Annotated in this window: 23 protein-coding genes, 2 tRNA genes and 1 pseudogene; 11 read left to right on the forward strand and 15 right to left on the reverse strand. The window is 62.8% G+C overall.

All coding sequences use genetic code 11. The features are described 5' to 3' along the window. Positions 1–98: 98 nt before the first annotated feature. Positions 99–371 carry a DNA-binding protein HupB gene (gene hupB / locus LB535_RS08705; protein WP_027166452.1) on the forward strand — a complete coding sequence of 91 codons (273 nt, stop codon included), beginning with the start codon at positions 99–101 and terminating at the stop codon, positions 369–371. 72 nt (positions 372–443) lie between these two features. Here hupB and LB535_RS08710 read toward each other — a convergent pair whose 3' ends face one another. Beyond that, positions 444–1,466: an aldo/keto reductase gene (locus tag LB535_RS08710; protein WP_224631887.1), complete on the reverse strand. Its 1,023-nt coding sequence runs from the start codon at positions 1,464–1,466 to the stop codon at positions 444–446. Positions 1,467–1,650: 184 nt separating this feature from the next. Between LB535_RS08710 and hxlB the strand changes: the two genes are divergently transcribed. Together hxlB and LB535_RS28980 are read left to right on the forward strand one after the other, a co-directional pair. After that, positions 1,651–2,217, forward strand: a complete 567-nt coding sequence (gene hxlB, locus LB535_RS08715) for a 6-phospho-3-hexuloisomerase (RefSeq protein ID WP_224631888.1) — start codon at positions 1,651–1,653, stop codon at positions 2,215–2,217. Between the two features lie 4 nt (positions 2,218–2,221). After that, a pseudogene (locus tag LB535_RS28980) lies at positions 2,222–2,961 on the forward strand (creatininase family protein). 165 nt (positions 2,962–3,126) lie between these two features. Here LB535_RS28980 and LB535_RS08725 read toward each other — a convergent pair. The 3 genes from LB535_RS08725 to LB535_RS08735 all read right to left on the reverse strand — a co-directional run bounded on the left by LB535_RS08725 (position 3,127) and on the right by LB535_RS08735 (position 7,026). Beyond that, positions 3,127–4,044: a carbohydrate ABC transporter permease gene (locus LB535_RS08725; RefSeq protein ID WP_224601471.1), complete on the reverse strand. Its 918-nt coding sequence runs from the start codon at positions 4,042–4,044 to the stop codon at positions 3,127–3,129. Positions 4,045–4,052: 8 nt separating this feature from the next. Next, positions 4,053–5,168: a carbohydrate ABC transporter permease gene (locus LB535_RS08730; RefSeq protein ID WP_224628090.1), complete on the reverse strand. Its 1,116-nt coding sequence runs from the start codon at positions 5,166–5,168 to the stop codon at positions 4,053–4,055. Positions 5,169–5,361: 193 nt separating this feature from the next. Further along, a complete protein-coding gene (locus tag LB535_RS08735) occupies positions 5,362–7,026 on the reverse strand; it encodes an ABC transporter substrate-binding protein (RefSeq protein WP_224631889.1) in 1,665 nt (554 codons plus the stop codon). 280 nt (positions 7,027–7,306) lie between these two features. Between LB535_RS08735 and LB535_RS08740 the strand changes: the two genes are divergently transcribed. The 4 genes from LB535_RS08740 to LB535_RS08755 all read left to right on the forward strand — a co-directional run bounded on the left by LB535_RS08740 (position 7,307) and on the right by LB535_RS08755 (position 10,002). Further along, positions 7,307–8,365, forward strand: coding sequence for an ABC transporter ATP-binding protein (locus LB535_RS08740; RefSeq protein WP_224631890.1), 1,059 nt, complete (start codon positions 7,307–7,309; stop codon positions 8,363–8,365). Between the two features lie 27 nt (positions 8,366–8,392). After that, a complete protein-coding gene (locus LB535_RS08745; RefSeq protein ID WP_224602595.1) occupies positions 8,393–8,845 on the forward strand; it encodes an RbsD/FucU family protein in 453 nt (150 codons plus the stop codon). Between the two features lie 4 nt (positions 8,846–8,849). Beyond that, positions 8,850–9,794 carry a ribokinase gene (gene rbsK / locus LB535_RS08750; protein WP_224525531.1) on the forward strand — a complete coding sequence of 315 codons (945 nt, stop codon included), beginning with the start codon at positions 8,850–8,852 and terminating at the stop codon, positions 9,792–9,794. Between the two features lie 109 nt (positions 9,795–9,903). Continuing rightward, entirely contained in the window at positions 9,904–10,002 is a 99-nt protein-coding gene (locus LB535_RS08755; protein WP_208648418.1) for a putative RiPP precursor, read from the forward strand. A gap of 16 nt (positions 10,003–10,018) precedes the next feature. On the opposite strand, the gene LB535_RS08760 is transcribed toward LB535_RS08755, so the two are convergent. From LB535_RS08760 to LB535_RS08770, 3 genes are all read right to left on the reverse strand, one after another. Continuing rightward, entirely contained in the window at positions 10,019–10,222 is a 204-nt protein-coding gene (locus tag LB535_RS08760) for a hypothetical protein (RefSeq protein WP_224602593.1), read from the reverse strand. A gap of 253 nt (positions 10,223–10,475) precedes the next feature. Beyond that, on the reverse strand, positions 10,476–11,381 hold the full coding sequence (locus LB535_RS08765) for an ankyrin repeat domain-containing protein (RefSeq protein WP_224631891.1): 906 nt from the start codon (positions 11,379–11,381) through the stop codon (positions 10,476–10,478). 297 nt (positions 11,382–11,678) lie between these two features. After that, a tRNA-Asp gene (locus LB535_RS08770) sits at positions 11,679–11,755 on the reverse strand. A gap of 219 nt (positions 11,756–11,974) precedes the next feature. Here LB535_RS08770 and LB535_RS08775 point away from each other — a divergent pair. After that, positions 11,975–12,050, forward strand: a tRNA-Val gene (locus LB535_RS08775). An 82-nt stretch (positions 12,051–12,132) separates the two neighbouring features. Here the strand turns inward: LB535_RS08775 and LB535_RS08780 are convergent. The 7 genes from LB535_RS08780 to LB535_RS08810 form a co-directional block, all read right to left on the reverse strand. After that, entirely contained in the window at positions 12,133–12,675 is a 543-nt protein-coding gene (locus tag LB535_RS08780) for a hypothetical protein (RefSeq protein ID WP_095765589.1), read from the reverse strand. A 129-nt stretch (positions 12,676–12,804) separates the two neighbouring features. Further along, entirely contained in the window at positions 12,805–13,560 is a 756-nt protein-coding gene (locus LB535_RS08785; protein ID WP_224543806.1) for an ABC transporter permease, read from the reverse strand. Continuing rightward, positions 13,557–14,333 carry an ABC transporter ATP-binding protein gene (locus tag LB535_RS08790; RefSeq protein ID WP_224631892.1) on the reverse strand — a complete coding sequence of 259 codons (777 nt, stop codon included), beginning with the start codon at positions 14,331–14,333 and terminating at the stop codon, positions 13,557–13,559. Before LB535_RS08790 ends, LB535_RS08785 begins: the two co-directional genes overlap by 4 nt. After that, positions 14,333–15,385, reverse strand: coding sequence for an ABC transporter substrate-binding protein (locus LB535_RS08795; protein WP_224631893.1), 1,053 nt, complete (start codon positions 15,383–15,385; stop codon positions 14,333–14,335). Before LB535_RS08795 ends, LB535_RS08790 begins: the two co-directional genes overlap by 1 nt. A gap of 67 nt (positions 15,386–15,452) precedes the next feature. After that, a complete protein-coding gene (locus tag LB535_RS08800) occupies positions 15,453–15,887 on the reverse strand; it encodes a VOC family protein (protein WP_224631894.1) in 435 nt (144 codons plus the stop codon). 2 nt (positions 15,888–15,889) lie between these two features. Continuing rightward, positions 15,890–16,624, reverse strand: coding sequence for a FadR/GntR family transcriptional regulator (locus LB535_RS08805; protein ID WP_224631895.1), 735 nt, complete (start codon positions 16,622–16,624; stop codon positions 15,890–15,892). Next, positions 16,621–18,057: an FAD-binding oxidoreductase gene (locus tag LB535_RS08810; RefSeq protein WP_224631896.1), complete on the reverse strand. Its 1,437-nt coding sequence runs from the start codon at positions 18,055–18,057 to the stop codon at positions 16,621–16,623. Before LB535_RS08810 ends, LB535_RS08805 begins: the two co-directional genes overlap by 4 nt. A gap of 182 nt (positions 18,058–18,239) precedes the next feature. On the opposite strand from LB535_RS08810, the gene LB535_RS08815 reads away from it, so the two are divergent. Beyond that, a complete protein-coding gene (locus LB535_RS08815) occupies positions 18,240–19,418 on the forward strand; it encodes a M24 family metallopeptidase (protein ID WP_224631897.1) in 1,179 nt (392 codons plus the stop codon). 89 nt (positions 19,419–19,507) lie between these two features. On the opposite strand, the gene LB535_RS08820 is transcribed toward LB535_RS08815, so the two are convergent. Continuing rightward, entirely contained in the window at positions 19,508–20,788 is a 1,281-nt protein-coding gene (locus LB535_RS08820; RefSeq protein ID WP_224525562.1) for a M23 family metallopeptidase, read from the reverse strand. A 298-nt stretch (positions 20,789–21,086) separates the two neighbouring features. Here LB535_RS08820 and LB535_RS08825 point away from each other — a divergent pair, with 298 nt between their 5' ends. Together LB535_RS08825 and LB535_RS08830 are read left to right on the forward strand one after the other, a co-directional pair. Further along, positions 21,087–22,088, forward strand: a complete 1,002-nt coding sequence (locus LB535_RS08825; RefSeq protein WP_224631898.1) for a sterol desaturase family protein — start codon at positions 21,087–21,089, stop codon at positions 22,086–22,088. Beyond that, entirely contained in the window at positions 22,085–23,221 is a 1,137-nt protein-coding gene (locus tag LB535_RS08830; RefSeq protein WP_224631899.1) for a GNAT family N-acetyltransferase, read from the forward strand. Before LB535_RS08825 ends, LB535_RS08830 begins: the two co-directional genes overlap by 4 nt. Positions 23,222–23,251 lie beyond the last annotated feature (30 nt).

Consider the following 23,251-nt stretch of genomic DNA (forward strand, 5'->3'; position numbering starts at 1 on the left):
TCCGCGGTTTTCGGCTTGGGTTCCGGAGCGCTTCTTTCTAAAGTCCGTCTCCTGCCGGATGAGTCGTAGTTCCGGTTTTCTCATGGAAGGGAATTTTTATGAACAAGAACGAACTGGTGTCCGCCGTCGCCGACTCCGCAAGCATTTCGAAGGCTGATGCGCAGTCCGCTGTCGATGCGGTGTTCTCCGTGATCACTGGCGAACTGAAGAAGGGCGGCGATGTCCGGCTTGTCGGCTTCGGAAATTTCACCGTGTCAAAACGCGCTGCTTCGACCGGCCGCAACCCGCAGACCGGCGCGGAAGTGAAGATTCCGGCGCGCACCGTGCCGAAGTTCTCGGCCGGCAAGGGCCTCAAGGACGCGGTCAACTAAGACCTTTTTCTTTTAAGAACAGAAAAGCCGGGCAAGCCCGGCTTTTCTTTTTTACGGCTGTTCGCAGGACATTCAGGCCGTCGGCGCGTCGGCGCGCATCAGGCCTTCCTGTTTCAAATCCGCCCACAGCGCCGCAGGTATCTTGGTGTCGAGCAGGGCGCGGTTGCTTTCGACTTCGGATGGCCGCTGGCCGCCAGGGATCACCGACACCACCGAAGGATGCTGCAGCGGGAACTGCAGAGCCGCCTCGATCAGGCGCACATTGTGGCGCTTGCAGACGGCTTCGATGCGCGCCACGCGATCCAGAATCTCATTCGGCGCCTCGCTGTAATTGTAGAAGGCTCCGGGCTTCGGGCCGGTCGCCAGCACGCCGGAATTGTAGGGGCCGCCCAGCACGATGCCGATGCCGCGCTTCTGGCAAAGCGGCAGGAAGGTGGCAAGCGCCTCCTGCTCGAGCAGCGTGTAGCGGCCGGCGAGCAGGAACAGGTCGAAATCGCCGCGTTCGGCGAGGGTCTGTGCCACCTGCCACTCGTTGATGCCGCCGCCAAAGGCCTTGATGACGCCCTGGTCGCGCAGCGAAAGCAGCCCGTAATAGCCGGACGACATGAACTCCTCGATGCGGGCATCGGAGGCTTCCTTACTGCCGTGGGTAAAGATGTCGACGTCGTGGACGAAGAGGATGTCGATACGGTCGACCCCGAGGCGCTCCAGCGAGGCCTCGAAGGAGCGCATGACGCCATCATAGGAGTAGTCGTAGACTTCCCGGCGCGACGGCGTCTCGAAGAACTTGCCGATGCCGGTGCGCTGGTCCGGCGGGGCGACGCGCATGATGCGCCCGACCTTGCTCGACAGCACATAGTCGTCGCGCTTCCTGCCGCGCAGAAACCGGTTGAGGCGGGTTTCCGACAGGCCGAGGCCATAGAGCGGCGCCGTATCATAGTAGCGGCAGCCGGTCGCCCATGCCGCTTCCAAGGTAGCATTGGCGTCCTCGTCGGAGATGGCGCGATAGAGATTGCCGAGCGGCGCGGTGCCGAAGCCGAGCTCGGTGAAGGTGATGCCGCCATTGCCGATGCGGTCGAAGTGCCGTGTCTTCATGTCTGACGATGTCCCGGAGTGATTTGTCTGACATGACACTATCACGCTCGTGGCCCAGCAAAAGTGCCGAGGCTCGTTGGACAGCGATTTTCGCAATGGTAGCATGAACAAAAACAAGCCTTTCGGGGTCGCGAGCCGCAAATCCATAGAGGCAAGCGACGCCCCGGCAGGAAGGTGAGCCGTCATGACCAAAGCCGCATCAGGGATGTTCGCGACCGCGCTGGACGAGCTTGGCGCGGTGCTGGCGCGCACGGATGAGGCTCGCATCGACGCCGCCTGCGAAATGCTTGCCGGCGCCGGCAGGATCGCTGCCTATGGCTGCGGCCGCGAGGCGCTTCAGGTGAAGGGCTTCGCCATGCGGCTCTACCATCTCGGCCTGCCAGTCTCGGTCGTCGGCGACATGACCACGCCGCCGCTCGGGCAGGGCGACGTCTTCCTGGCGAGCTCAGGTCCCGGCGAGACCACCACGGTGCTGACCTTGATGCGGGTTGCCCGCGAGGCCGGCGCGAAGGTGCTGCTCTTGACGGCAGAACCGGAAAGCAGCGCCGCCAAACTCGCCGATTTCACGCTCGTCATCCCGGCGCAGACGATGGCCAGCGACCAGGGCGAGGCGAGAAGCTCGGTGCTGCCGATGGGCTCGCTGTTCGAAGGCGCGCTGTTTCTTCTGTTCGAAATCATGGTGCTGAAGCTCCAGGCGCTGACCAATGCGACGCCGGAAGCGATGCGCGCCAGGCACACCAACATGGAGTAAGGAGATGCGCTACGAACTGATGCTGCCGCACCAGATCCGCAAGGCGATCGAGGAGAACTGGCCGGTGGTGCTGCCGCTCGGCGTGCTCGAATATCACGGCGAGCACATGGCGGTCGGCATGGACACGCTGGCCGTGATCAAGACGGTCGAACTGATCGAGAAGGAAAGGGAGATCGTCATCCTGCCGCCCTTCTATTACGGCGCGGCAAGCTATGCGGTGGCGGCGCCGGAAGGCAGCGGCTCGGTGCAGGCGGCCCGGCGCTTTCGCCTTTCGCGGAGGAATTGTTCTATGGGCTGCTGCGCATCGGCTTCCGCAACATTCACGCCATCATTCATCATCAGACCGAGAATTTCGCGGCCGGCATGCCGACCGATCTCGCCTTCAAGACCGCCGGCCGGCAAGCGATCTTCCGCTTCCTGGAGAAGGAACGCGGCGAAGGCTGGTGGGGTTCGAACACCATGGCCGATTACTATGCCGGCCATGCGCAGGGTGAGAATGTCTTCAATTGGGTCCAGGTGCACCCTCTGATGCCGGCCGCGATGAACGGCAAATATCCGTTCGACCATGCCGGCATTGGCGAAACCTCGCTGATGCTGGCGCTCTGCCCGGAGGCGGTGGACGAGAAGCATTTCGCCGACAACACCGGCTGGTATACGAAAAGTGCCGCGGAAGCCTCGGCGGGCCTCGGCAAGATCGGGGTTGCGATGATCCTCGATCATTTGCGGTCGATTCTGGTGCGATAGGCGGTTCTTCCTTCTCCCCTTGTGGGAGAAGGTGTCGCCGAAGGCGACGGATGAGGGGTGCTCCAGGGAACGTAGACGCCTCACTCCGCTGGAGCACCCCTCATCCGTCTCGGCGCTTCGCGCCGATCCACCTTCTCCCACAAGGGGAGAAGGAAAGGGCGCCGCCTACTTCACCGAGCCGGCCGTCATGCCCATGATCAGATAGCGCTCGAGCGCGATGCCGATGATCGCCAGCGGCGTGATCGCGGCGGTGGCCAAGGCCGCCATCGACCACCAGTTGATCCCTTGCGAGCCGGTCTGGCTCGCCACCATGACGGGGATGGTCTTGGCATCGGTCGATGTCAGAAGCGCGGCGAAGAAATACTCGTTCCAGCACAGCACCATCGCCAGGATGAAGGCGGCGACCATGCCGGGCAACGCGATCGGCATGACGATGCGGAAAAAGGCCCCCCAGATCGACAGCCCGTCGACCAAAGCCGCCTCCTCCAACTCGACGGGTATCGAGTTGAACTGGTCGCGCATGATCCAGATGACGATCGGCAGCACCATCAGCGTGTAGAGGAGCACGAGCCCGATGCGCGTATCAAGGAGGGCCACTTCCCGGTAGAGCACCAGGAAGGGCAGCGCCAGAACGACCGGCGGCAGGATCAGCTGCGATAGGAAGAAGAAGGAGATGTCCTCGTTCTTGAACCAGGCGAACTTGTAGCGGTAGCGGACAAGCCCATAGGCGGCGAGGCTGCCGATGATGATGGCGAGGCTCGATGCGCCGACCGAGGTGATGACCGAGTTCATGAAGCGTTTGAGGAATTCGTCGCGCACGGTCGAGGTCTGGGAGATCGAGTCCGGCGACAGGCCGAGCGAGCGCCAGCCCTTCCAGTCAGGCGTGAAGTCGACGAAGGGAATGAGATGACCTTGCGTGACGTCGACCGCCGATTTGAACGAGGTGGTGATCGTCCAATAGATCGGGAACAGGCAGACGAAAGCCCAGAAGATAAGCGCGCCATAGATGAAGACGCGGCTGGCGATGAAGGCCGCCGGCGAGCGTATCTCGGAAACGGTGTAGTCGGTGGTCTGGACGCTCATGATGCCGCTCAGTTGACGTTGCGCACGAAGCGACTGGCGAATTTCAGCAGCCAGGTCACGAATACGACGATGATGACCAGATAGGCCATGGCCAGCATGGTGCCGTAGCCGACATTCGAGCGGTCGCGGTACTCGCGATAGATGAAGCTCGACACGGAATCGGTGGCGCCGCCGGGGCCGCCTGAGGTCAGGGTGATGATGATGTCGGCAAGCTTCAGCTTGAAGATGATGCGCAGGATCACGGCTGTCACCGATACCGGCAGCATCAGCGGAAAGGTCACCTGCCAGAATGTCTGCCATGCGGTCGCGCCATCGACGCGGGCGGCTTCCAGCACCTCGCGCGACATGGCCTGCAGGCCGGCCAGCAGCATGATCATCATGAACGGGATGAAGGTCCAGGCGTCGAGCATCATGATCGAGATGCGGGCAGTGATCGGATCGGAGAAGAAGGCCGGATTGTCCCAGCCGAGATGACGCGCCAGCGTCGCCGCCGGTCCGAACCGGTACTCCATCAGCGACTTGCCGACCATCCAGGATACCGCGACCGGCGACAGCATCAGCGGCAGCAGGAAGACGACGCGGAAGAATTTGCGGGCGCGGATCTGCGCATTGAGCAGCAGCGCCAGGCCGAAGGCGATGACATATTCGACCAGCACCGCAAGCACATAGAGCACCATGTTCAACAGCGCGTTGCGGTAATAGGGGTCGGCCAGCATCTGCCAGAAATTGTCGAGGCCATTGAACCTGCGTCCGCTGAAAGAGCTGAGATTCCAGTCGGTCAGCGCGATGTAGAAGCCGAACAGCGTCGGGAAGATCACCATGGCGATGGTGAAGAGCAGGGCCGGCAAAAGGAATAGCGCGCGCTGCCCGTCCTCGCCGCGCGTCAGCACCTGCCAGGCGCCAAGCGCTGCGCCCCACAAGATGTAGGCGTAGACCACAGGGCGCCATGTGTCGAAACCGACCGTGGACATCTCGGTCTTGTAGAGGATCTGCACGACGATGATCGCCAGCAGGCCAAGGGTTGCAATGGCCAGCAGGCCCCAGCCGAGGCGCTTTCGGCCTGCCGGGATCAGGTCGGCCGGATGTGCCGGCCACGCATTCACGGTCGAAGTCTGCTCAGCCACGCCTCTCGCCTTCTAGAGCGGTTCACCGTTTCACGGAAACGGCGAACCGCTCCATTTCTTTGTTTTTACGCAATTCCGGACGGAAAACCGCTCACACTTTTCCAGGAATTGTAAACTTGTCAAACCGGCCGAGCCGGTAAAAATGCGGCCCGGTGACGATGTGCCACCGGGCCGCGACGTCTAATAAGCCAGCCTACATGCCGAGCGAGGCTTTGTAGAGCTTGATCTGGTTCTCGCGGCCGATCTGGTCGGTCAGCTTTTCCCAGGCCGCGGCGATGGCGTCGGCGCCTTCCTGCGCCTTCATCTTGCCGGCAAAGGTGTTGGCCAGGATGTCCTCGGCGGCGGAGTAGTACTGGAAGATGCCGGGGATGCGCGGCTCGATCGCAGCGTTCGGATGGTTGTAGGAATCGCCTTCCGATTTCAGGTAGGAGGTGATGAAGGCCTCGTCATAGCCGGCGGCCACCCATTCGGAAACGTTGAAATGGGAGTTGCGGTAGGGCTGGAAGCCCGACGGATACATCGCCGTCCAGATCGACAGGTCCTTGCCGCCGAGATGGGCGGCGGCCGACCATGCGGCCTTCTTCTTCTTCTCGTCGGAATCGACGCGGGCCATGACATAGACGCCCCAGCCGAGATAGGCGCAGTTCGGCGCATAGTTCGGCCCGCTGGCGAGCTTTTCCCACTTGCCGGTCTTGGAATTGTAGACGTCGTCGGAGCCGGGCAGGATCGAGAAGCCGGTGACATCGCCGATGACCGACGAGTCATTGGTCTTCACATTCGAGCCGACGTCGCCCCACCAGGGGATCATCGAGCCGGTGCCGGCCAGGAACTGCTGGAAGGCAGTGGTGTTCGGATCGGCATTGATCTGGTCGGCGGGTTCGGACGGCAGGGCGTCGATCACGTCCTGGATGGCGCGCACCCAGGCCGGGTTGTTGATGCGCGGCTTCATCGTGTCGGCGTCGAACAGCCAGGCCTTGTCATCGGGATGCTTGGCGTAAGCGGTGGCGCGGCTGCCGAGGAAATAGAAGCCGAAGCCGCCCCAGGGCTTGGGCGCGTCCAGATAGCCATAGATGTCCTGGCCCTTGAACTGCTTGCCCTTGAGGAACTTGGTGACGGCCTGCACTTCCTGCCAGGTCTTCGGCACGCCCCATTCGGTCGTGGCGCCGCTTTCCTTCCAGGCTTTGGCGAGATCGGCATCCGCGAACACGTCGGTGCGGTAGTTGAAATTGTGCGCGTCGCCGTCGATCGTCACGCGATACTGCTTGCCGTCCCAGGTGCCGACCGGCGGCTTCAGGTAGTTGACGAGGTCGTCGAAATCGATCTGCTTCTTGACCCAATCGGGCATCTCGGAGGTAAGGCCCTTGCCGCAGACATCGCCTTCGAAAGGCGCGCCCATCTCGATGATGTCGAAGTCGACGGTCTTGGTTGCGATGGACTGCTGCAGACGGGCGTTGTAGTCGGCCTGAGCAAGGTCGATCCAGCTGATCTTGGCGCCCGTATAGGCCTCCCACGGCTTAAGGAAGCCGCGGAACAGCACGTTGTGGAGGTTCTGGTTGTTGAGGCCCATGAAGGTGAGTTCGACACCGGCAAACTCGCCTTCCTTGACATTGGCCTTGGTCGCTTCGAGGCAGAGCTCGCCGACCTTCTGGAAGTCGGCATCCGTCGGCTGGCCTTTGCCGACGCCCGGGATCTGCAGGATTTTCGCGCGCAGACTGTCGTCGGCGGCCGCAGGCTTCGTCAGTGCTCCGAGCCCGGCGCCGGAGGCGGCGGCGATTGCGGCCATGCTGGCCGCACCCTTCAGCACATCGCGGCGGCTGGCGCCGGCGCGCATCAGTTTTTCATATAGATCGACTCTCATCTACAGGTTCCTCCCAGAACAACAATGCTTGAATTGAAGTGCCAATCTCTCAGACGTCGAAACGCCTCTCGGTTCTCCTCGATCATACCGGACGTGGGACCCCACCCTGCGTCGCCGGATCTCCGATTTCAGGATAACAGGCCTGCTCTCGGATTGGCACTCGCCACTATTCGCGTAATCGATTACCTTGTCAACAAGATTGGCTTTTTATCTATAAGATACCGACTTGCCGTTGCCGTTCGCAATGGCTAGCTTCACCGCAAACGATAAAGGGGAGACGATGGCTCAAGTCGCGATCAGCAGTGTGGCCAAGGCGTTCGGAACCGTCAAGGTCCTGCATGAGGTCAGCGTCGATATTGCCGACGGACAGTTCGTCGTGCTGGTCGGCCCGTCGGGATGCGGCAAGTCCACGCTGCTCAGGATGGTGGCCGGGCTTGAGACGGTTTCCGGCGGCACGATCTCGATCGGCGACCGGGTCGTCAACAACCTGCCGCCGGCGAAGCGCGACATCGCCATGGTGTTTCAGAACTACGCGCTTTACCCGCACAAGACGGTGGAGCAGAACATGGCTTTCGCGCTGAAGCTGCGCGGCACCGATCCGGCCGTCGTCGCCGAACGGGTGAAGCGTGCCGCCGACATCCTCGACCTCGCGCCTTATCTCAAGCGCTACCCGCGCCAGCTTTCGGGCGGCCAGCGCCAGCGCGTCGCCATGGGCCGCGCCATCGTGCGCAATCCGCAGGTGTTCCTGTTCGACGAGCCGCTTTCCAACCTCGACGCCAAGCTGCGCGTGCAGATGCGCACCGAAATCAAGGAACTGCACCAGCGGCTGAAGACGACCACCATCTACGTCACCCACGACCAGATCGAGGCCATGACGATGGCCGACAAGATCGTCGTGATGCGCGACGGCCGCATCGAGCAGGTCGGCGCGCCGCTGGAGCTGTTCGACCGGCCGGCCAATCTGTTCGTCGCCGGCTTCATCGGCTCGCCGGCGATGAACCTGCTCAAGGGCACGGTGAAGAAGAGCGAGAAGCCCGTGGTCGACATTGCAGGCTCGGCGTTTCCGATGCCGACCAGTATCGGCGCGGCGGACGGCCAGGCCGTCGTCTATGGGGTGCGCCCCGAGCACCTGGAAATCCATCCCGATGGCGTCGCATCGACGATTTCGGTGGTCGAGCCGACAGGCTCGGAGACGTTGGTGTTCCTACGGTTCGGCGAGGGCGAGATGGTGGCGCTATTCCGCGAGCGTCACGACTTCAAGCCGGGCGACACGCTCAAGCTCAAGCCGCGTCTCGACCAGGTCCATCTCTTCGACGCCGCAACCGGCAAGCGTCTCTGACCGCACACAACCCTTCAAGAGGAAACCATGCTCAAAGGGATCAACCCGCTGCTCAATGCCGATGTGCTCCAGGCGCTGCGGGCGATGGGCCATGGCGACGACCTGATCATCGCCGACACCAATTTCCCGTCCGATTCCGTGGCCAGGCAGACGGTGCTCGGCAAGCTGTTGCGTATCGACGCGACGGCGGCGGAGGTGGTGAAGGCGGTGCTGTCGCTCTATCCGCTGGATACTTTCGTCGACGATGCGGCAGCGCGCATGGAGATCGTCGGCAAACCAAACGAAATCCCGCCGGTGCAGAGGGAGGTGCAGAAGGAGATCGACGCCGCCGAGGGCAAGCCCTGGCCGATGATCTCGATCGAGCGCTACGCCTTCTACGAGCGTTCCAAGAAAGCCTATTGCGTGATCCAGACCGGCGAGCGCCGCTTCTATGGCTGCTTTGCCTTCCGCAAGGGCGTCGTGCCGCCGGAGGCGGAGTAAGGACATGGCCACAGGCGAGCCCGTCATCATGAAGCCTGTTGTGATCCTGGGCGTGTTCGTCGCCGACACAGCCTATCGCGCCGACCGCCAGCCGCGTCTGGGCGAAACGATCCTCGGCAATTCCTTCAAGCTCGGCCCGGGCGGCAAGGGCTCGAACCAGGCAGTGGCGGCAGGCAAGCTCGGCGCCGACATCACCTTCCTGACCAGGCTCGGAGTCGATGCCTTTGCCGACATGGCGAAGCAGACCTGGAAGGACGCAGGTGTGAAAAGCGCCGTCATCGACACGCCGGACAGCTATACGGGCGCGGCCTACATCTTTGTCGAGGAAGGCAGCGGCAACAACGCCATCATCGTCAGCCCGGGCGCGGCGATGCTGATCTCGCCCGCCGACATCGAGGCGCATGCCGACCTGATCCGGTCCGCCGGCGTCTTCGTTACCCAGCTTGAACAGCCGATCGGCGCAGCATTGAAGGCGCTCGAGATCGCGCGCGGGGCAGGGGTGACGACCATCCTCAACCCCGCCCCCGCCGCCAGCCTACCCGACCGCGTCTACGCGCTCTGCGACTATGTCACACCCAACGAGACGGAGGCCGAAGGGCTGACCGGCATCAAGGTTTCCTCGATCGACGACGCCCGCCGCGCCGCCGACGCGCTGCTGGCCAAGGGTGTCGGCGCAGTCATCGTGACGCTCGGCGAGAAGGGCGCTTTGCTCCACACCAAGAACCGTTCGGAGCATGTCGACGCGGTCAATGCCGGTCCGGTGATCGAGACGACGGGAGCGGGTGACGCGTTCAACGGCGGTCTCGCGGCCGCCCTGGCAAAAGGCGTCGAGCCGCTGGAGGCCGTGCGCTTTGCCTGCGCGGTCGCCGGCATCTCGGTGACCCGCCCCGGCACTGCGCCTTCCATGCCGACATCGCAGGAGGTCGAGGCGCTGCTCGCCAGGGCCTGAGACCTCCCGCCTTCCATTTTTTGCGGCTTTTTAGCGGCCCCTTATTGCGGAACGCAACTGAGGCGAGCGCGTTCATCGTCCTGTCTGCGCGCCGATTTGGAACGGTAGGATGAAAAAGCCTTACGAAAAGCCCACGCTGGTAAAGCGCCAGAAGCTCACCGAACGGACGGCCCAGATCGTCGCTTCCGGGGTTGTGCTGGGCGAATGATTCCGAGGGGGCAGCGCTAAAGAATCCTGCTGGTCAGCTCCAGCATCGTCGTTGCGCCTTGCTCGCTGCCGGGCACATGCACGACACGAAGCACACGAAGGTCCCTGCTCGACTCTCCGACCGGTATCGACACGCTTTCGCCAACCCGCGGCAATTCCTGGAAGGCGAGCTCGTCGACATCCCTCTCATCGTCGATGGAAATCCGGCATCTCACAGCCATCTTATCTCTCCCGTCTTTTCGCCCGTTGGCTGAACGGGACAAGATTGGAATGGTTCCGGGATCAAAAATCTCAGACGGCAAACCTGCTGCGGCATTCGCCTGGCGGCCCCTTCAACGCTTTGAATTGACGCCTGAAATTTGCCAACGTTGGATACCGACCAGCTCTGCGACGACGACAATCGGCCGGTCTTCTTCAGCCAGGAGGGCGCGGGCCTCCCCGAAGCGCAGTCGCGCCGCATTTTCGCAGGAGCAATCAATTCTCGGGAAGCGGCAACGGCCTGTCGCTCAAGGTCCGTAGGTAAGCGATCAGGTTTGCTCGCTGGTTCTCGTCTCGCAGGCCCGGGAAAATCATGTCTGTTCCAGGCAATGCGAATGCCGGGTTTGAGATAAAGGAATTGAGATCTTCAAAAGTCCATGTGCCGCCAGCTTCCCTTAGAGCCGACGAATACGGGACGTCGCTTTGTGCTGCTTTCGGTCTCCCTACCACGCCCCAGAGATTGACGCGTTTGGGAATCTTGCGATCCGGCGCTGAAAGATGACAGGCCCCGCACGTTTCGTCGAAAATTCTTTTGCCCGATTCGGCGTTTGCCGATGCAAGTCGCGCCGAAATCGGCGCAACGGCCGGTCGTCCGGCGCCGTGACCGCGCAAGTAGGCCACAACGTCTTCATGACCCTTGAGCTTGGCCAAATGTATAGGTGGGTTTCCATTCGACGTCAGCGCGTTGACGTCTGCTCCAGCATCCACAAGATGGATCACGCAATGAAGACAGCCTTTCTCGGCAGCCACGTGCAGCGGGGTTTGCGATTTCGCCACCTGATTTGGATCGGCGCCGTTATCGAGCAGCAGCTTCACGACGTCAGAATAGCCACCCTTGTTGGCCGCGTAGAGTGGCGTTCTTTGCCAGCTGACGGGCATGTTAACGTCCGCCCCACGATCGATCAGAAGTTTTGCTATTTCCACATTCCCGCCCTCGCAGGCGATATAGAGCGCCGTAACACCGTCAACTTCGTTGACAGCAGCGCCTTTATCCAAGGCAGAAGCCACCCCCGAGAGATCGCCATGTTTGACAAGATCGCCCAGGCTGCTTGCCTGGGCGGGCAGGTTTAAAAGCCAAAGAACCCACAAAGCCGCTATCACCCACTTGCTTGGCCTGACCATCGTGTCCTCCCTGTGTTGTGGGCCCTCCATCTGCGAGCAGAATCAATCGGTAGTTCCAGCGTTGGCCCGCGTGCAATCACGCCTCGGGTCGACATCACTGCCGGGAAAGCGCGGAACGTTGGCTCGCATTACGGCACCTGCGAAAATAAATTTTAGCAGATGCTGATATAAAGACCAAGGAGAGACGGCGAAGCACTCTCATTCGGCTGCCGGCAAGATGCGCCGACACGGTCCGACGCTTCCCCCAAGTGTCAGGAGAGCCACTTCAGAAAAATATACCTGTGTCAGGAAGTTAAATGGCGCGAGTGACGGGGCTCGAACCCGCGACCTCCGGCGTGACAGGCCGGCACTCTAACCGACTGAGCTACACCCGCGCACTTGACGAGCACGTGTCAGGCGTGTTCGTCGTTGGGGCGGTGGATAAGGGGTTCGCCTGCGGGTGTCAAGCGCGGCATTCAAGCATTACAGCAATCAGGAGAAGGTTTTTTGACAGCGGCGCCGAGGCTGGGGAAATCCGCGCCCCGACGGGTGCGCCGTCTGTTCATTTAGCCTTGCGAATGCGGCCCTAACTGCTTAAAGGTCCGCGCTCAAGCGGGCGATTAGCTCAGTTGGTAGAGCGCTTCGTTTACACCGAAGATGTCGGCGGTTCGAGCCCGTCATCGCCCACCAGCCTGCCGGACAAGCTGAAGCAGAATGCGGCGACGGCCCTTGCTGGGGCCGCCACCTTATTGCGCGCCGGGTTCAGGCACGGCTACTGCCTGACGTAGCAGCGCTTGTGAGCGCCAGGAGCGGGGTCATCGCCAAAGGCGTCGTTGCCGCATCTGACGCCGTTCCTGAAAACATCCTGCGTGTACTGGCCGCGTGCGCCGTATCTGACCATCGCGCGGCCGCTGAAATCGCAGAACTCACCCTCCCTGGCGCAGGCGACCCATTCGCCACGGTAGGGGCGTGAGCCGTAATCGTCGTCCCCGTAGTCGTCGTCATCGCCATAGCCGCCGCCACCGCGCGCCACGAAATAACAGGCCTTTTCGCGGCCGGGGGCGGGGTCGCCAAACAGGCGGTTCGAGCAGGGCACAGCCCGACGGTCGAAAAACCGTGCGGTGGTTCGGCCTCGGGCGCCGTAGATCACTTGGGTGGGGTAGGGCAAGCGGCATATGCCGCCCTCATTCGCGCATCGCCGCAGTTGCTGCGCCGAGGCGGAGGCGGGGAAAAGGGCGGACGCCACGGCGACCAGCCCGGCCAGACATATGAACGCCAGCATCGTTCGGATCGAGACGTGAAAAGCTTTTGACACGAATTGTCTCCCGGTTTGGTTGCACGCCGGCATCCTACCGCAGGCCGAATAAATGCGCGATGAATGCCTGCTCGGGAGGATGTTCCTATCTCGATGCGTGAGCACACGGCGCGTGGGCCGCCGTCTTGCTCAATATTTGATGATTCGCCGCTCGATCAGGACGACGAGGCAAAACAACGCGATCGACAGCGACGACGACAGCACGATCGCCGCATAAAGTCGATCGGACTGATAGTTGAAGGTCGCCTGGATGATCAGCGCGCCGAGCCCTTTGTCCGAGCCGATCCACTCGCCGACGATGGCGCCGATCACGGCGGTGGCCGACGCGATCCTCAGCGAAGAGAACAGCATCGGCAGGGCACGGGGCAGACGCAGGCTCCAGAAAATCTCCGAGTGTGTCGCTGACAGCACGCGGAACAGCTCGTGCTCGTTGTCGCTCGCCGAATCGAGGCCGCGGATCATGTTCACCAGCGTCGGGAAGAAGCAGATTACCGCGGCAATCACGATCTTCGGCGTCATGCCGAGTCCGAAGATCAGGATGATGATCGGCGACAGCGCCAGGATCGGAATGGTGTTGAAGAAGAGCACGATCGGGAAATAGGCGGCTTGCAGGACGCGGCTGTGGACGAAGAGCACGGCGAGCAGCACGGCGGCGAGATTGCCGATGACGAAGCCGGCCAGCGCCTCGATCAGCGTCGGCCTCAGATTGTCGATGAGGAGCGCAAAATTCTTTTGGAACACGCCGAAGATCGCTGTCGGCGTCGGCACGATATAGGCCGGCACGCCGAGCAACGGCAAAAGATATTGCCAGGCAAGCAGGATCGAAGCCGCGCCCAGGATGGGAAGCGCGACCGTCATTTGCGGGGAGAGCGGCGCCTGTCTCACGATGCGCGCTCCAGCGCCACGCGCAGGTCGGCCATGGCGGCGACGATCGCCGGATCCTCGCGCTTGCAGCGGTTGCCCTCCTGCTTGAAGGGCCGCATGTCGAGGTCCTTGACCACGCGCCCAGGATTGGCGGCCAGCACGATGACGCGCTCACCAAGATAGGCGGCTTCGGCAATCGAATGGGTGACAAAAAGGATAGTTGTGCCGCTGCGCCGCCAAAGGGACAGCAGTTCGTCGTTCAACCGGTCGCGCGTGATCTCGTCGAGCGCGCCGAAGGGTTCGTCCATCAAAAGCAATTTGGGCTCGCCGAGCAAGGCACGCGCGATTGCCACGCGTTGGCGCTGGCCGCCGGAGAGCTGATGCGGCAGGCGCTCACTGAGGCCGCCGAGCCCCATCAATTCCAGCAGTTCCGTGCTGCGATCCTCGATCTTGCGCGTCAGGCTGCCCTGACCGACGCCGAGCGGCAGGCGCACATTGTCGCGCACCGTGCGCCAGGGAAGGAGGGTCGAATCCTGGAACACGAAGCCGACATCGCGGCGCGAGCGCACCGTATGCGGCGTTTCGCCCAGCACGCTGATCGAGCCGCCAAGCGGGTCGAGCAGGTCGGCCACCACTCTGAGCAAGGTCGACTTGCCGCAGCCGGACGGCCCCAGGATCGACAGGAAGGAACCGGCCGCGACGGTGAGGTCGAGGCCGGCGAGCACTTTGACGGCTGTCTTCCGGCCGCCGCCATAGCCGACATCCAGCTGTCGCGCTTCGATCGCGTCCGGCATCACGCGGCGGGCGCGTCGAGCTTGGGCCGGTCGGCGGCCGAGAGTTCGAGTATCTTGGTGGTGTAGACATCGGCGGTCGCCGGGCGGCCGTTCGGATATTGGCCAACCTTGTCGAGCAGCGCCAATTGCTCCTCGATCGAGGCCGGGTCGAACGTACCCCAGCCATCCTTGGCGGTTGCGCCGTCGAAGGAGAGTTTCAGCACCAGATTGACGGTCTTTTCCTCCCAGCCGAGATCCATTTCGGGATAAGCGGCGACCATCTTCTTGACCGCTTCCTGCGGATTGGCGTGGACCCAGCCCCAGCCTTTGCCGACGGCGCCGATGAACTTCGCCAGCGTCTCAGGATCCTTTTCGATTGCCGCGTCGGTCGCGAAATAGACATCGGCGTAGGAGCTCAGCCCGAGGTCACGCGTCAAGAGGTCGATGCGGTCGTCGCCGACGACGCTGAGCGCCTGCGTGTTGGTAATCCAGCCGCCGATCGCGTCGACATCGCCGCGAACCAGCGGCGCCTTGTCGAAGCCGACATTGACGATGGTCACCTCCGACGGATCGATGCCGTTCTTGGCCAGGATCTCGTCGATGACGAAGCGCGCCGTCGGCTGGATGCCGATCTTCTTGCCCTTGAGATCGGCCACGCCGCGGATCGGTTTTGCGGGCTTGGACGTCAATGCATAAGGACCGGTGCGGAAGCCGCAGGCGATGATCTTGATCGGCACGCCGCTGGCGCGGGCCGAATAGAGCTGCGGCGTTTCCGAGAACTGGCCAAGCTGCGCGGCGCCCGAGATCACCGGCGGCACGGTCGACGCATTCGGACCGCCGGGGCTGAACTCGACCTCGAGCCCGGCGTCCTTGAAGTAGCCATTGGCGACGGCCGTGATGTCGCCGATCTGGCCGTTGGACATCAGCCAGTCATACTGGATGACGACCTTGCCGGCGGCCTTGGCGCCGGGCGTCAGCACCAGCTGCATGCCGGCAGATACGGCCGCCACGGCAGCCATGCCGCCTTTCACGAAAGCGCGGCGATTCAATTCGAAGTCCCTGTTCCCACTCATTTTTCGCTCCTGTTGCAGACTTTTCTCGTCTCTTCTCCAGGCGCCGTTCCCTTCGGCTCGGCGTCGTCTACGGCTGTTCGTCGTGGTAGTCGCCAGGGCCGCCGTCGAGCCAGGCGTAAAGCTCCCAAAGCGTGTCGTCCGGGTCCGTGAAATAGGCGCAGCGCGCGTTCCAGACGTAGTTTTCGGGCGGGCCGTAGAAGGGCACGCCCTTGGCGCTAAGTTCGCCATACAGCCGGTCGATATCGACCGGCGTGTCGAGCTGCACGGCGACGCAGATCTTGTGCGCGTGGCGCGGCGATCTCAGGTTGGACACGCCGGTATGCCGGTTGATGTGGTCGAGCTCCCAAGCGGCGAGCGTCACGCCCTCGCCATGGAAATCGGCAAAGCCTTCGGCGCGGCGGCGCAGGCGGAAGCCGAGCTTTCCAACGTAGAAGTCGACCGTCCTTTCGATGTTTTCGACCATAAGGCAGACATCGGAGATGCGGGTAATGCTCGCCGGCATGGCTATTTCGCTCTGTTGGCTTTCGAGAGCGGCAGCTTGACGCCGACGCGGTTGGCGGCGCCGACGATGTGCGCCCGCATCGCCGCTTCCGCCGCCGCCGGATCGCCCGCCACCAGAGCCTCATAGATACGCACATGCTCGCCGACATTGATCTCGACGAGATCGTGCAGCGGATTGGTCATGCGCGCGTAGTGGATCGAGTGGCGGATCTGCTCGCAGACGAACGAGATGAAGGTGTGGATGTAGCTGTTGCCGGTGGCGCGCGCGATCTCACGGTGGAAGAGCAGATCGGCGTCGATGCTGCCTTCTTCCCAACGCTCCTCGCCGCCCATGCGGTCGAGCGCAGCCTTGATCGAATCGAGATGGCCCTGATTGCGCCGCGCCGCGGCAAGCGCTGCCGATTCGGCCTCGAGGATGCAGCGCAGCTCGAACAGCCGCTCCATGTTGTGCGTGTCCTTGAGCGCCTCGCGGTCGATGCGGATCGCCGCTCGCTGCTCGGGCGCCAGCACGAAAGCGCCGATGCCTTGCCGCGCCTCGATCATACCGTCGGCCCTGAGCTGGGCGATCGCCTCACGCACCACGTTGCGGCTGACGCCGAATTTTTCGGACAGTTCCTGCTCGGTCGGCAGGCGCGCGCCGGGGTTCAATTCGCCGGATTCGATCTCGCGGCTGAGGAAGGCCGCTACCCGATGCGGCAATGTCTCGACGGTGCCGATGGCGGCCAGTCTCTGCTTCATGGAAAAGTCTCCGTCGCGGGCAACAGACAGCCGGGATTCATCAGGCCCTTGGGGTCGAGGGCATTCTTCAGCGCCGCGACCATGCGGCGATGCGTCGGCGATAGTCCGGCCCAGAACTCCTTGCGGCGGCTGCGGCCGATGCCGTGCTCCGCGCTAATCGAGCCGCCGAGGCCGGCGGCGATTTCATAGAGCCCGGCGACGACCTCGGCACCACGCGCACGAGCCTCGTGCTCGGCAAGTTCGGCCGGCGGCAGCACGTTGAAATGGATGTTGCCGTCGCCGGCGTGGCCGTAGGCGAGGGGAAGCCAGCCGGGATGATCGTTTGCGACGAAGCGGCGGGCCTGCTTGATCAGGGCCGGGATATCGGAAATCTTCACCGACAGATCGGTGCGCACATGATAGCCGCGCTTGGCCTGGCCTTCGACCAGGCCTTCGCGGACCGCCCAAAATCTCCTGGCCTGCGCGGTGCTCGCGGCGAGAACCGCGTCGGTCACTAGGCCGCTCTCCACCGCATCGCCGAGGAACCCGGCCAGCAGGCCGTTGAGATCGATGGCGGCGCTGGACGACAATTCGATCAGCACCTGGACGGGTGCCGGGACCGGCGCTCTCGTCGTGGGGTCGACCAGCCGGGCAAGCTCGATGCATTCGGCGCCGATGATCTCGAAAGCGGAGATCAGGTCCGAACAGTCGCGGCGTGCCCGGTTGAAGAGCGTGACGGCCGCTTCGAACGAGGCCAGGCCGAGATAGGCGGTCTCTGTCTTGGCCGGCTTCGGAAACAGCTTGACCTCGACACCGGTGATGATCCCCAGCGTGCCTTCCGAGCCGATGAAAAGCTGCTTCAAATCATAGCCGCTGTTGTTCTTGCGCAGACCGGAGAAGCCGTTCCACAGCTCGCCATCCGCCAGCACCACTTCGAGGCCCAGGATCAGGTCGCGCGCCATGCCGTAGCGCAGCACGTTGACGCCGCCGGCGTTGGTGGCCGCATTGCCGCCGATCTGGCAGCTGCCTTGCGCACCGAGCGCGAGCGGGAAAAGGCAATCCCGCGCCTCGCAGGCGTCCTTGATCGTCTGCAGCACGCAGCCTGCATCAGCACGCAGCGTGAAATTATCCGCATCGATCTGCCGGATGGCGTTCAGCCGCTCCAGGCTTAAGACAACCAGGCCGCCGCCTTTGCTGTCGATCGCGCCTGACACCAGGCCGGTGTTGCCGCCCTGTGGAACGACGCCGAGTCCGAGCTCATTGCACAGGCGCATCAGCGCCTGCACCTCGGCTACCGAACCAGGTCGCAGCACGGCAAGAGCGTCACCCCGATAGTCGCCGGCCCAGTCGCCCAGGTATTTCGCCATTCCAGCCGGCTCGACGGCAATACCGTCTTGTCCGACGGCACCTTCCATGGCGCTGAGGATTTCCGGCGAGAGGCGATGAACGGTCATGAAGGTCCATGTCTGGATATCGGGTGATACATATCATCCTACAACTTGCTTCGAGTCAATGGCTCCCCGTTCGGCTAGGCCCTGCCCATGCATCGTCCTGGCCGATTGTCGCCGGTCAAATCCACCGCAATGGTGGACGACAGGGCTTCGTGCCGACCAGATCGATCCGGTGAGGAGAAAAGATGATTGAACTGCCCTTTGCCCGCGAAGAGTACCAGCAGCGGCTCGGAAAAATCCGCGCCGAGATGGCCAGGCGCGGCATCGAACTCCTGATCGTTAACGACGTCGCCAACCAGCATTACATCACCGGTTATGACGGCTGGTCGTTCTACACGCCGCAGGTCGTGCTTGTTCCCATCGAGGATGCCGAGCCTGTCTGGATAGGCCGCGCCATGGATGCGGCGGGCGGCTTGCTGACGGCCTGGATGAAGCCGGAAAACGTCGTCGGCTTCCCGGAGGACCATGTTCAGCGCGCCGATCGTCATCCCATGGACTGGATCGCTGCCTGGATCGTCGCCAAGGGATGGGGAAGCCGCAACATCGGCATCGAGCTCGAAGCCTATTATTTCTCGCCGAAGGCCCATGCACGGCTCATCGCCGGATTGGCCAATGCAAAATGGCACGATGCCGATCTGCTCGTGAACTGGATCCGCGCGGTGAAGTCGGCGCCGGAAATCGCCTATCTGCGCAAGGCTTCGAGGCTGGCCGAGGCGGCGGTCGCGCGAGCCTACGAAGTCATCGCGCCGGGCGTGCGCGAATGCGATGCAATCGCCGCCATCCAGGCAGCGCAGATTGCCGGCAGCCAGGATTTCGCTGGCGACATCACGGCGCTGCCGCCGACGATCCTCGGCGGCGAAAACGCGTCCGCACCGCACATCATGTGGAGCGACAGGCGGTTCGGAAAGGACGAAACGATCGCGCTCGAGCTGGCCGGCGTCTGCCGCCGCTACGCCGCCGGGCTCGCCAGGACCATGCAGCTCGGCAGGATGCCGACCCGCGTCGCAGACACGGCAAAGGCGGTGATCGAGGGCATGGATGCGGTGCTCGAAACCGCACGTCCGGGAACGACCGCTGAGGCGGTCGAAGCTGCCTGGCGCAAGGTCATAGAGCGCCACGGGCTGAAGAAGGAATCGCGCATCGGCTATTCCATCGGCGTCGCCTATCCGCCGGATTGGGGCGAGCATACGATCAGCCTGAGACCGGGCGACAAGACGGTGCTCCAGCCCGGCAATGTCGTTCATTCCATCCTGGGCATGTGGATGGACGGCTGGGGCATCGAGATCAGCGAAACCATTCTGGTGACCGATGCCGGCAACGAGACGCTGACGAGATTCCCGCGGGATATCCATGTCAAAGCCTGACTGGCCGGCGCGAGCCGCGGCCGATATCGACGCCGGGATTGTCGATCGGATGATCGAGATCGGGCACGGCGCCGGTTTGGATCAGCCGGTCAAAGGTACTGCGCGACCTTCTTGCCAACGGTGAGGAAGCGCAGCGGGTCGACCGCTTCGCCATCGTGGCGGACTTCATAGTGCAGGTGCGGACCCGTCGAGCGGCCGCTGCTGCCGGTCTTGCCGATGACGTCGCCGGCGGCGAGCTTCTGGCCGACACTCACATCGATCTCGCTCAGATGTCCGTAGCGTGTGGCAAAGCCGTTGCCGTGGTCGACCTCGACCATGCGGCCGTAGCCGCCGGCCCAGCCGGCTCTTGTGACTACGCCGGCGGCGGTGACCTTGGCCGGCATGCCGATCGGCGCCCTGAAATCCATTCCCGTATGCAGGGCGGCGCTGCCCAGGATCGGATCGGTGCGCACGCCGAAGGGGCTGGTCACCGTGCGACCCGGGGCGGGATTGGCGAGCGGCAGCTTGCGCGCCTCTTTCTTGATCTGGTCGAGCGCATCGAGCGCCTCGTCCAACTCCTTGACCTTGCTGTCGAAACCCATGGTGGGATCAAGCGGAACCAGCGGGCCGCCGACATCGCTCTTGTTCAGTTCGCCGTCGACCGGCAGGCCGGCCGCTTCCAGTGCCTGCGCTATGGCATCGGCATTCTTGTAGGCGTTGTCGGCAAGCGTGGCGATGCGCGAAAGCTGCTGGCCCTCGATGGCCTTCAACGAAGCATTGATCGAGACGAACAGCTTGTCGGCGCGATCGGCCGCCGTTTCGCCGTCAAGCGGATCGGACCGTGTCGACCAGAGCGAGAAGGGCCTTGTATCGCCGGCGTCCAAGGATGCGACGGAATAGGTCGACGCCTGCGAAAGGCTGCCGGTGACCTCGGCGTGCTCGTCGGGCTTGGGTGCCGTTGCGCCCGTTGCAGGTGCGTCACCGACCTCGTTCTCGGCGCGCTCGAGGATCGGCCCAAGCCGTCCGTGCCGCTCGCTGAGCTGGGTCTGCCTGGCCAGCAGCTCGCTGACCTTGGTCTCCATCAGCTGCTGATCGAGAAGCTGGCGGCTGGTGATGCGGTCGACCTGGGCACGAAGGGCCGAGATGCGGTCCTCATAGGCCTGCTGCATGCGCGCCTGCCTTGCCGTCGTGGCGCCGATCAGGTCGTCGCGCAGCACCAGATAGGAAGTCGCGAGCAGATAGCCGATGGCGATCGCCGCCAGAGCCGAGCCGATGAAGGCGGCGAGCCAGGGGCGGATGGTGAAATGCCTGATCTCGTCGCCCCGGGCGATGATGACCGTGTGCGGTTCCTTACGCCTGCCGAAGACAGCTGACTGACCGGTTGGTTTCACGGGGACCAAGCTTTCGTTACGGACCAACGACAAGCCTGATTACACATTATTAGGGTTAACAAAGGCTTGCCGTGTCGACCGCGCGACGCCGGATGCACGCAGTGCGGGCACGAGGTTGCGCGAAAATCTTCAGGACGCGGACGCCATGTCGCGTTGGCGATGAGCACCAAAGTTCTGCCAGGAGCAGCCTGGAGCTCGCAGAGCAAGGCTCGGGTTTCTTAACTGTCTTCGATTGCGTTTAGTTGACGTTTTTAGAGTAAAGGCGTGTTGGTATTTGGGATTCAACGTGGCGGTGGGAATGCTGGGCGATCTGGTTGGCAAGATCCTCGACAAGATTTCGGGCACCAGTCTGCTGGCGACCGGGCTTTTGCTGCTGACTGCCTTTGTCAGCGCGCTTGTGGCCTATTGGCGCGCGGTCGAGGAGAAGAGCTGGAAGGAGTTTTTCGAGTTCGCCATCCCGCGTGAGGTCATCACCCATCCTTCCGCGAAGGCCGACCTGCTGTTCTGGATCACGAAGAAGGCCCTGATGCCTTTCCTGATGCTGCCCGCCGGAATCGTCTTCGTCACGGTGGTGGGGTACGGGACCAACTGGCTGTTTTCGACACTGTTCCACTTCCAGCCGCCTCTGACCGAGGGGCCGGCAGGGCCGGTGACGGTTCTGATCTTCACCGTCAGCATGCTCCTGGCCTACGACATTTCCTATTACCTCTATCACGTCGCCCAGCATCGCTATCCGCTGCTTTGGGAACTGCACAAGGTGCATCACTCGGCCGAGGTGATGGTCGGGATCACCAAGGACCGGGTCCATCCGCTCGACGAGTTGATGAACCGAGCTTGGGACGGCATCGTCGTGGGGCTCTGCTTCGGCATCTGGTCGCTGATTTCGCTGAACCTTGTCGAACTGACCGTTTTTGGCGTCAACGTCTATGTCATGCGTAACATCCTGATGATGGATTTCGTCCGGCACACGCATTTCAAGATCTCGTTCGGCCCGCTCAACAATTTGATCCTGTGTCCTCATTGGCATCAGTTGCATCACAGCGTCGATCCGCGCCACTACGACAAGAACTTCGGGCTGCTCTTCTCGTTCTGGGACCGGCTCTTCGGAACATTGTGTGTGCCGAGGCCTGACGAGGACTTCAAGTTCGGACTGGTCGACCGCGATGTGCGCGACTATCAGTCGCTCGCAGGCCTTTATGTCATGCCGCTGAGGCGGATGTGGGGACATATTGCCAGGCGCATCCGGCCCGGAAAGCCACGGTCACGCACCTCGCGAGCCTCGGAGGGGACACGGCCATGAACGCTCCCGTTGTTCTCGCAATCCCGCGGACACGCACCTTCGAAGTTGTGACAACGGCGGCGCGCCTTGCCGAGATCGCACCGGCCTGGAGCGCGCTCTGGCAGCGGGCTGGCGGGCTTGTCTTCCAGCACCCGGATTGGATCGCGGCCTGGTGGCGCACCACCCCGCAGCAGGAGCGGCGCGCGCTCAGGATTGGGCTTGCCTGGAACGGCGACCGGCTCGATGGCGTGATAGCGCTCGCGACCTTCAGGCGTTCCGGCGTCCGCGTACTCGAATGGGCGGCGAAGGATCACAGTGACTATGGCGACGCGCTGGTTGCACCTGACAGCGACCCGCGGGCGATCTTCCGCCTCTGGCAGTATGTTTTTGACCAGGGTGGCTTCGACCTGATCTATCTCAACCGTCTGCTACCGGATGCCGGTGTTCATGCCCTGCTGGAACCGGCTCATGGCAAGGCGCTTCGGCCCAACCACCGCACTGAACTTAGCTATCGTGTCGCTGGCTCCTGGCAGGATGGGGCGGAATGGTTCGAGACGTTGTCCAAGAAGGGCCGGCAGAATTATCGTCGCGGCCGCAAGTTCATGGAAGAAAGCGGTGCATTGCGTTTCCGGCTGCTGGATGCGGAGGACCCGCGCGAACCGGTGCTCGAGCGCGTCGCGACGTTGAAGCGCCTCTGGCTCGCTCGCCATGGTCGTGCCTCGGATCTGTTCGACAAGGGCTCGCCGGTTCTCGCCGCGCTTATTTCGGTGCTGGCCGACCTCGGGCTGTTGCGCATCTTCGTGCTGGAGCTTGACGACACGATCGTCGCCGTCTCGATCAATTTCGAGCAGCACGGCACGATGATGGCTTTCGTCACCACCTATGATCCCGAATACGAGCGCGCCTCGCCGGGTATGGTACTGATGATGGACTATATCCAATGGTCGTTCGACCGCGGCCTTGCCACGATTGATTTTCTCTGCGGCGGCGAGGATTTCAAGCGGCGCTTTGCCACGCAATCAGTCACGCTGTCGTCCATGATGGGCGCGCGCGGCTTGCGTGGCCATCTTGCCGCGCTGGCCGATCAAGTGAGCCATGTTTCGAAATCCTGGAGGACGCGGCGGCAGCCGAAGACCGAGGCATCTGACGAGTAGTTGTCGATTGCTTGAACGGGCTTTGGCGAC

Source organism: Mesorhizobium sp. CA10, assembly GCF_020165285.1.
Classification (GTDB): Bacteria; Pseudomonadota; Alphaproteobacteria; order Rhizobiales; family Rhizobiaceae; genus Mesorhizobium.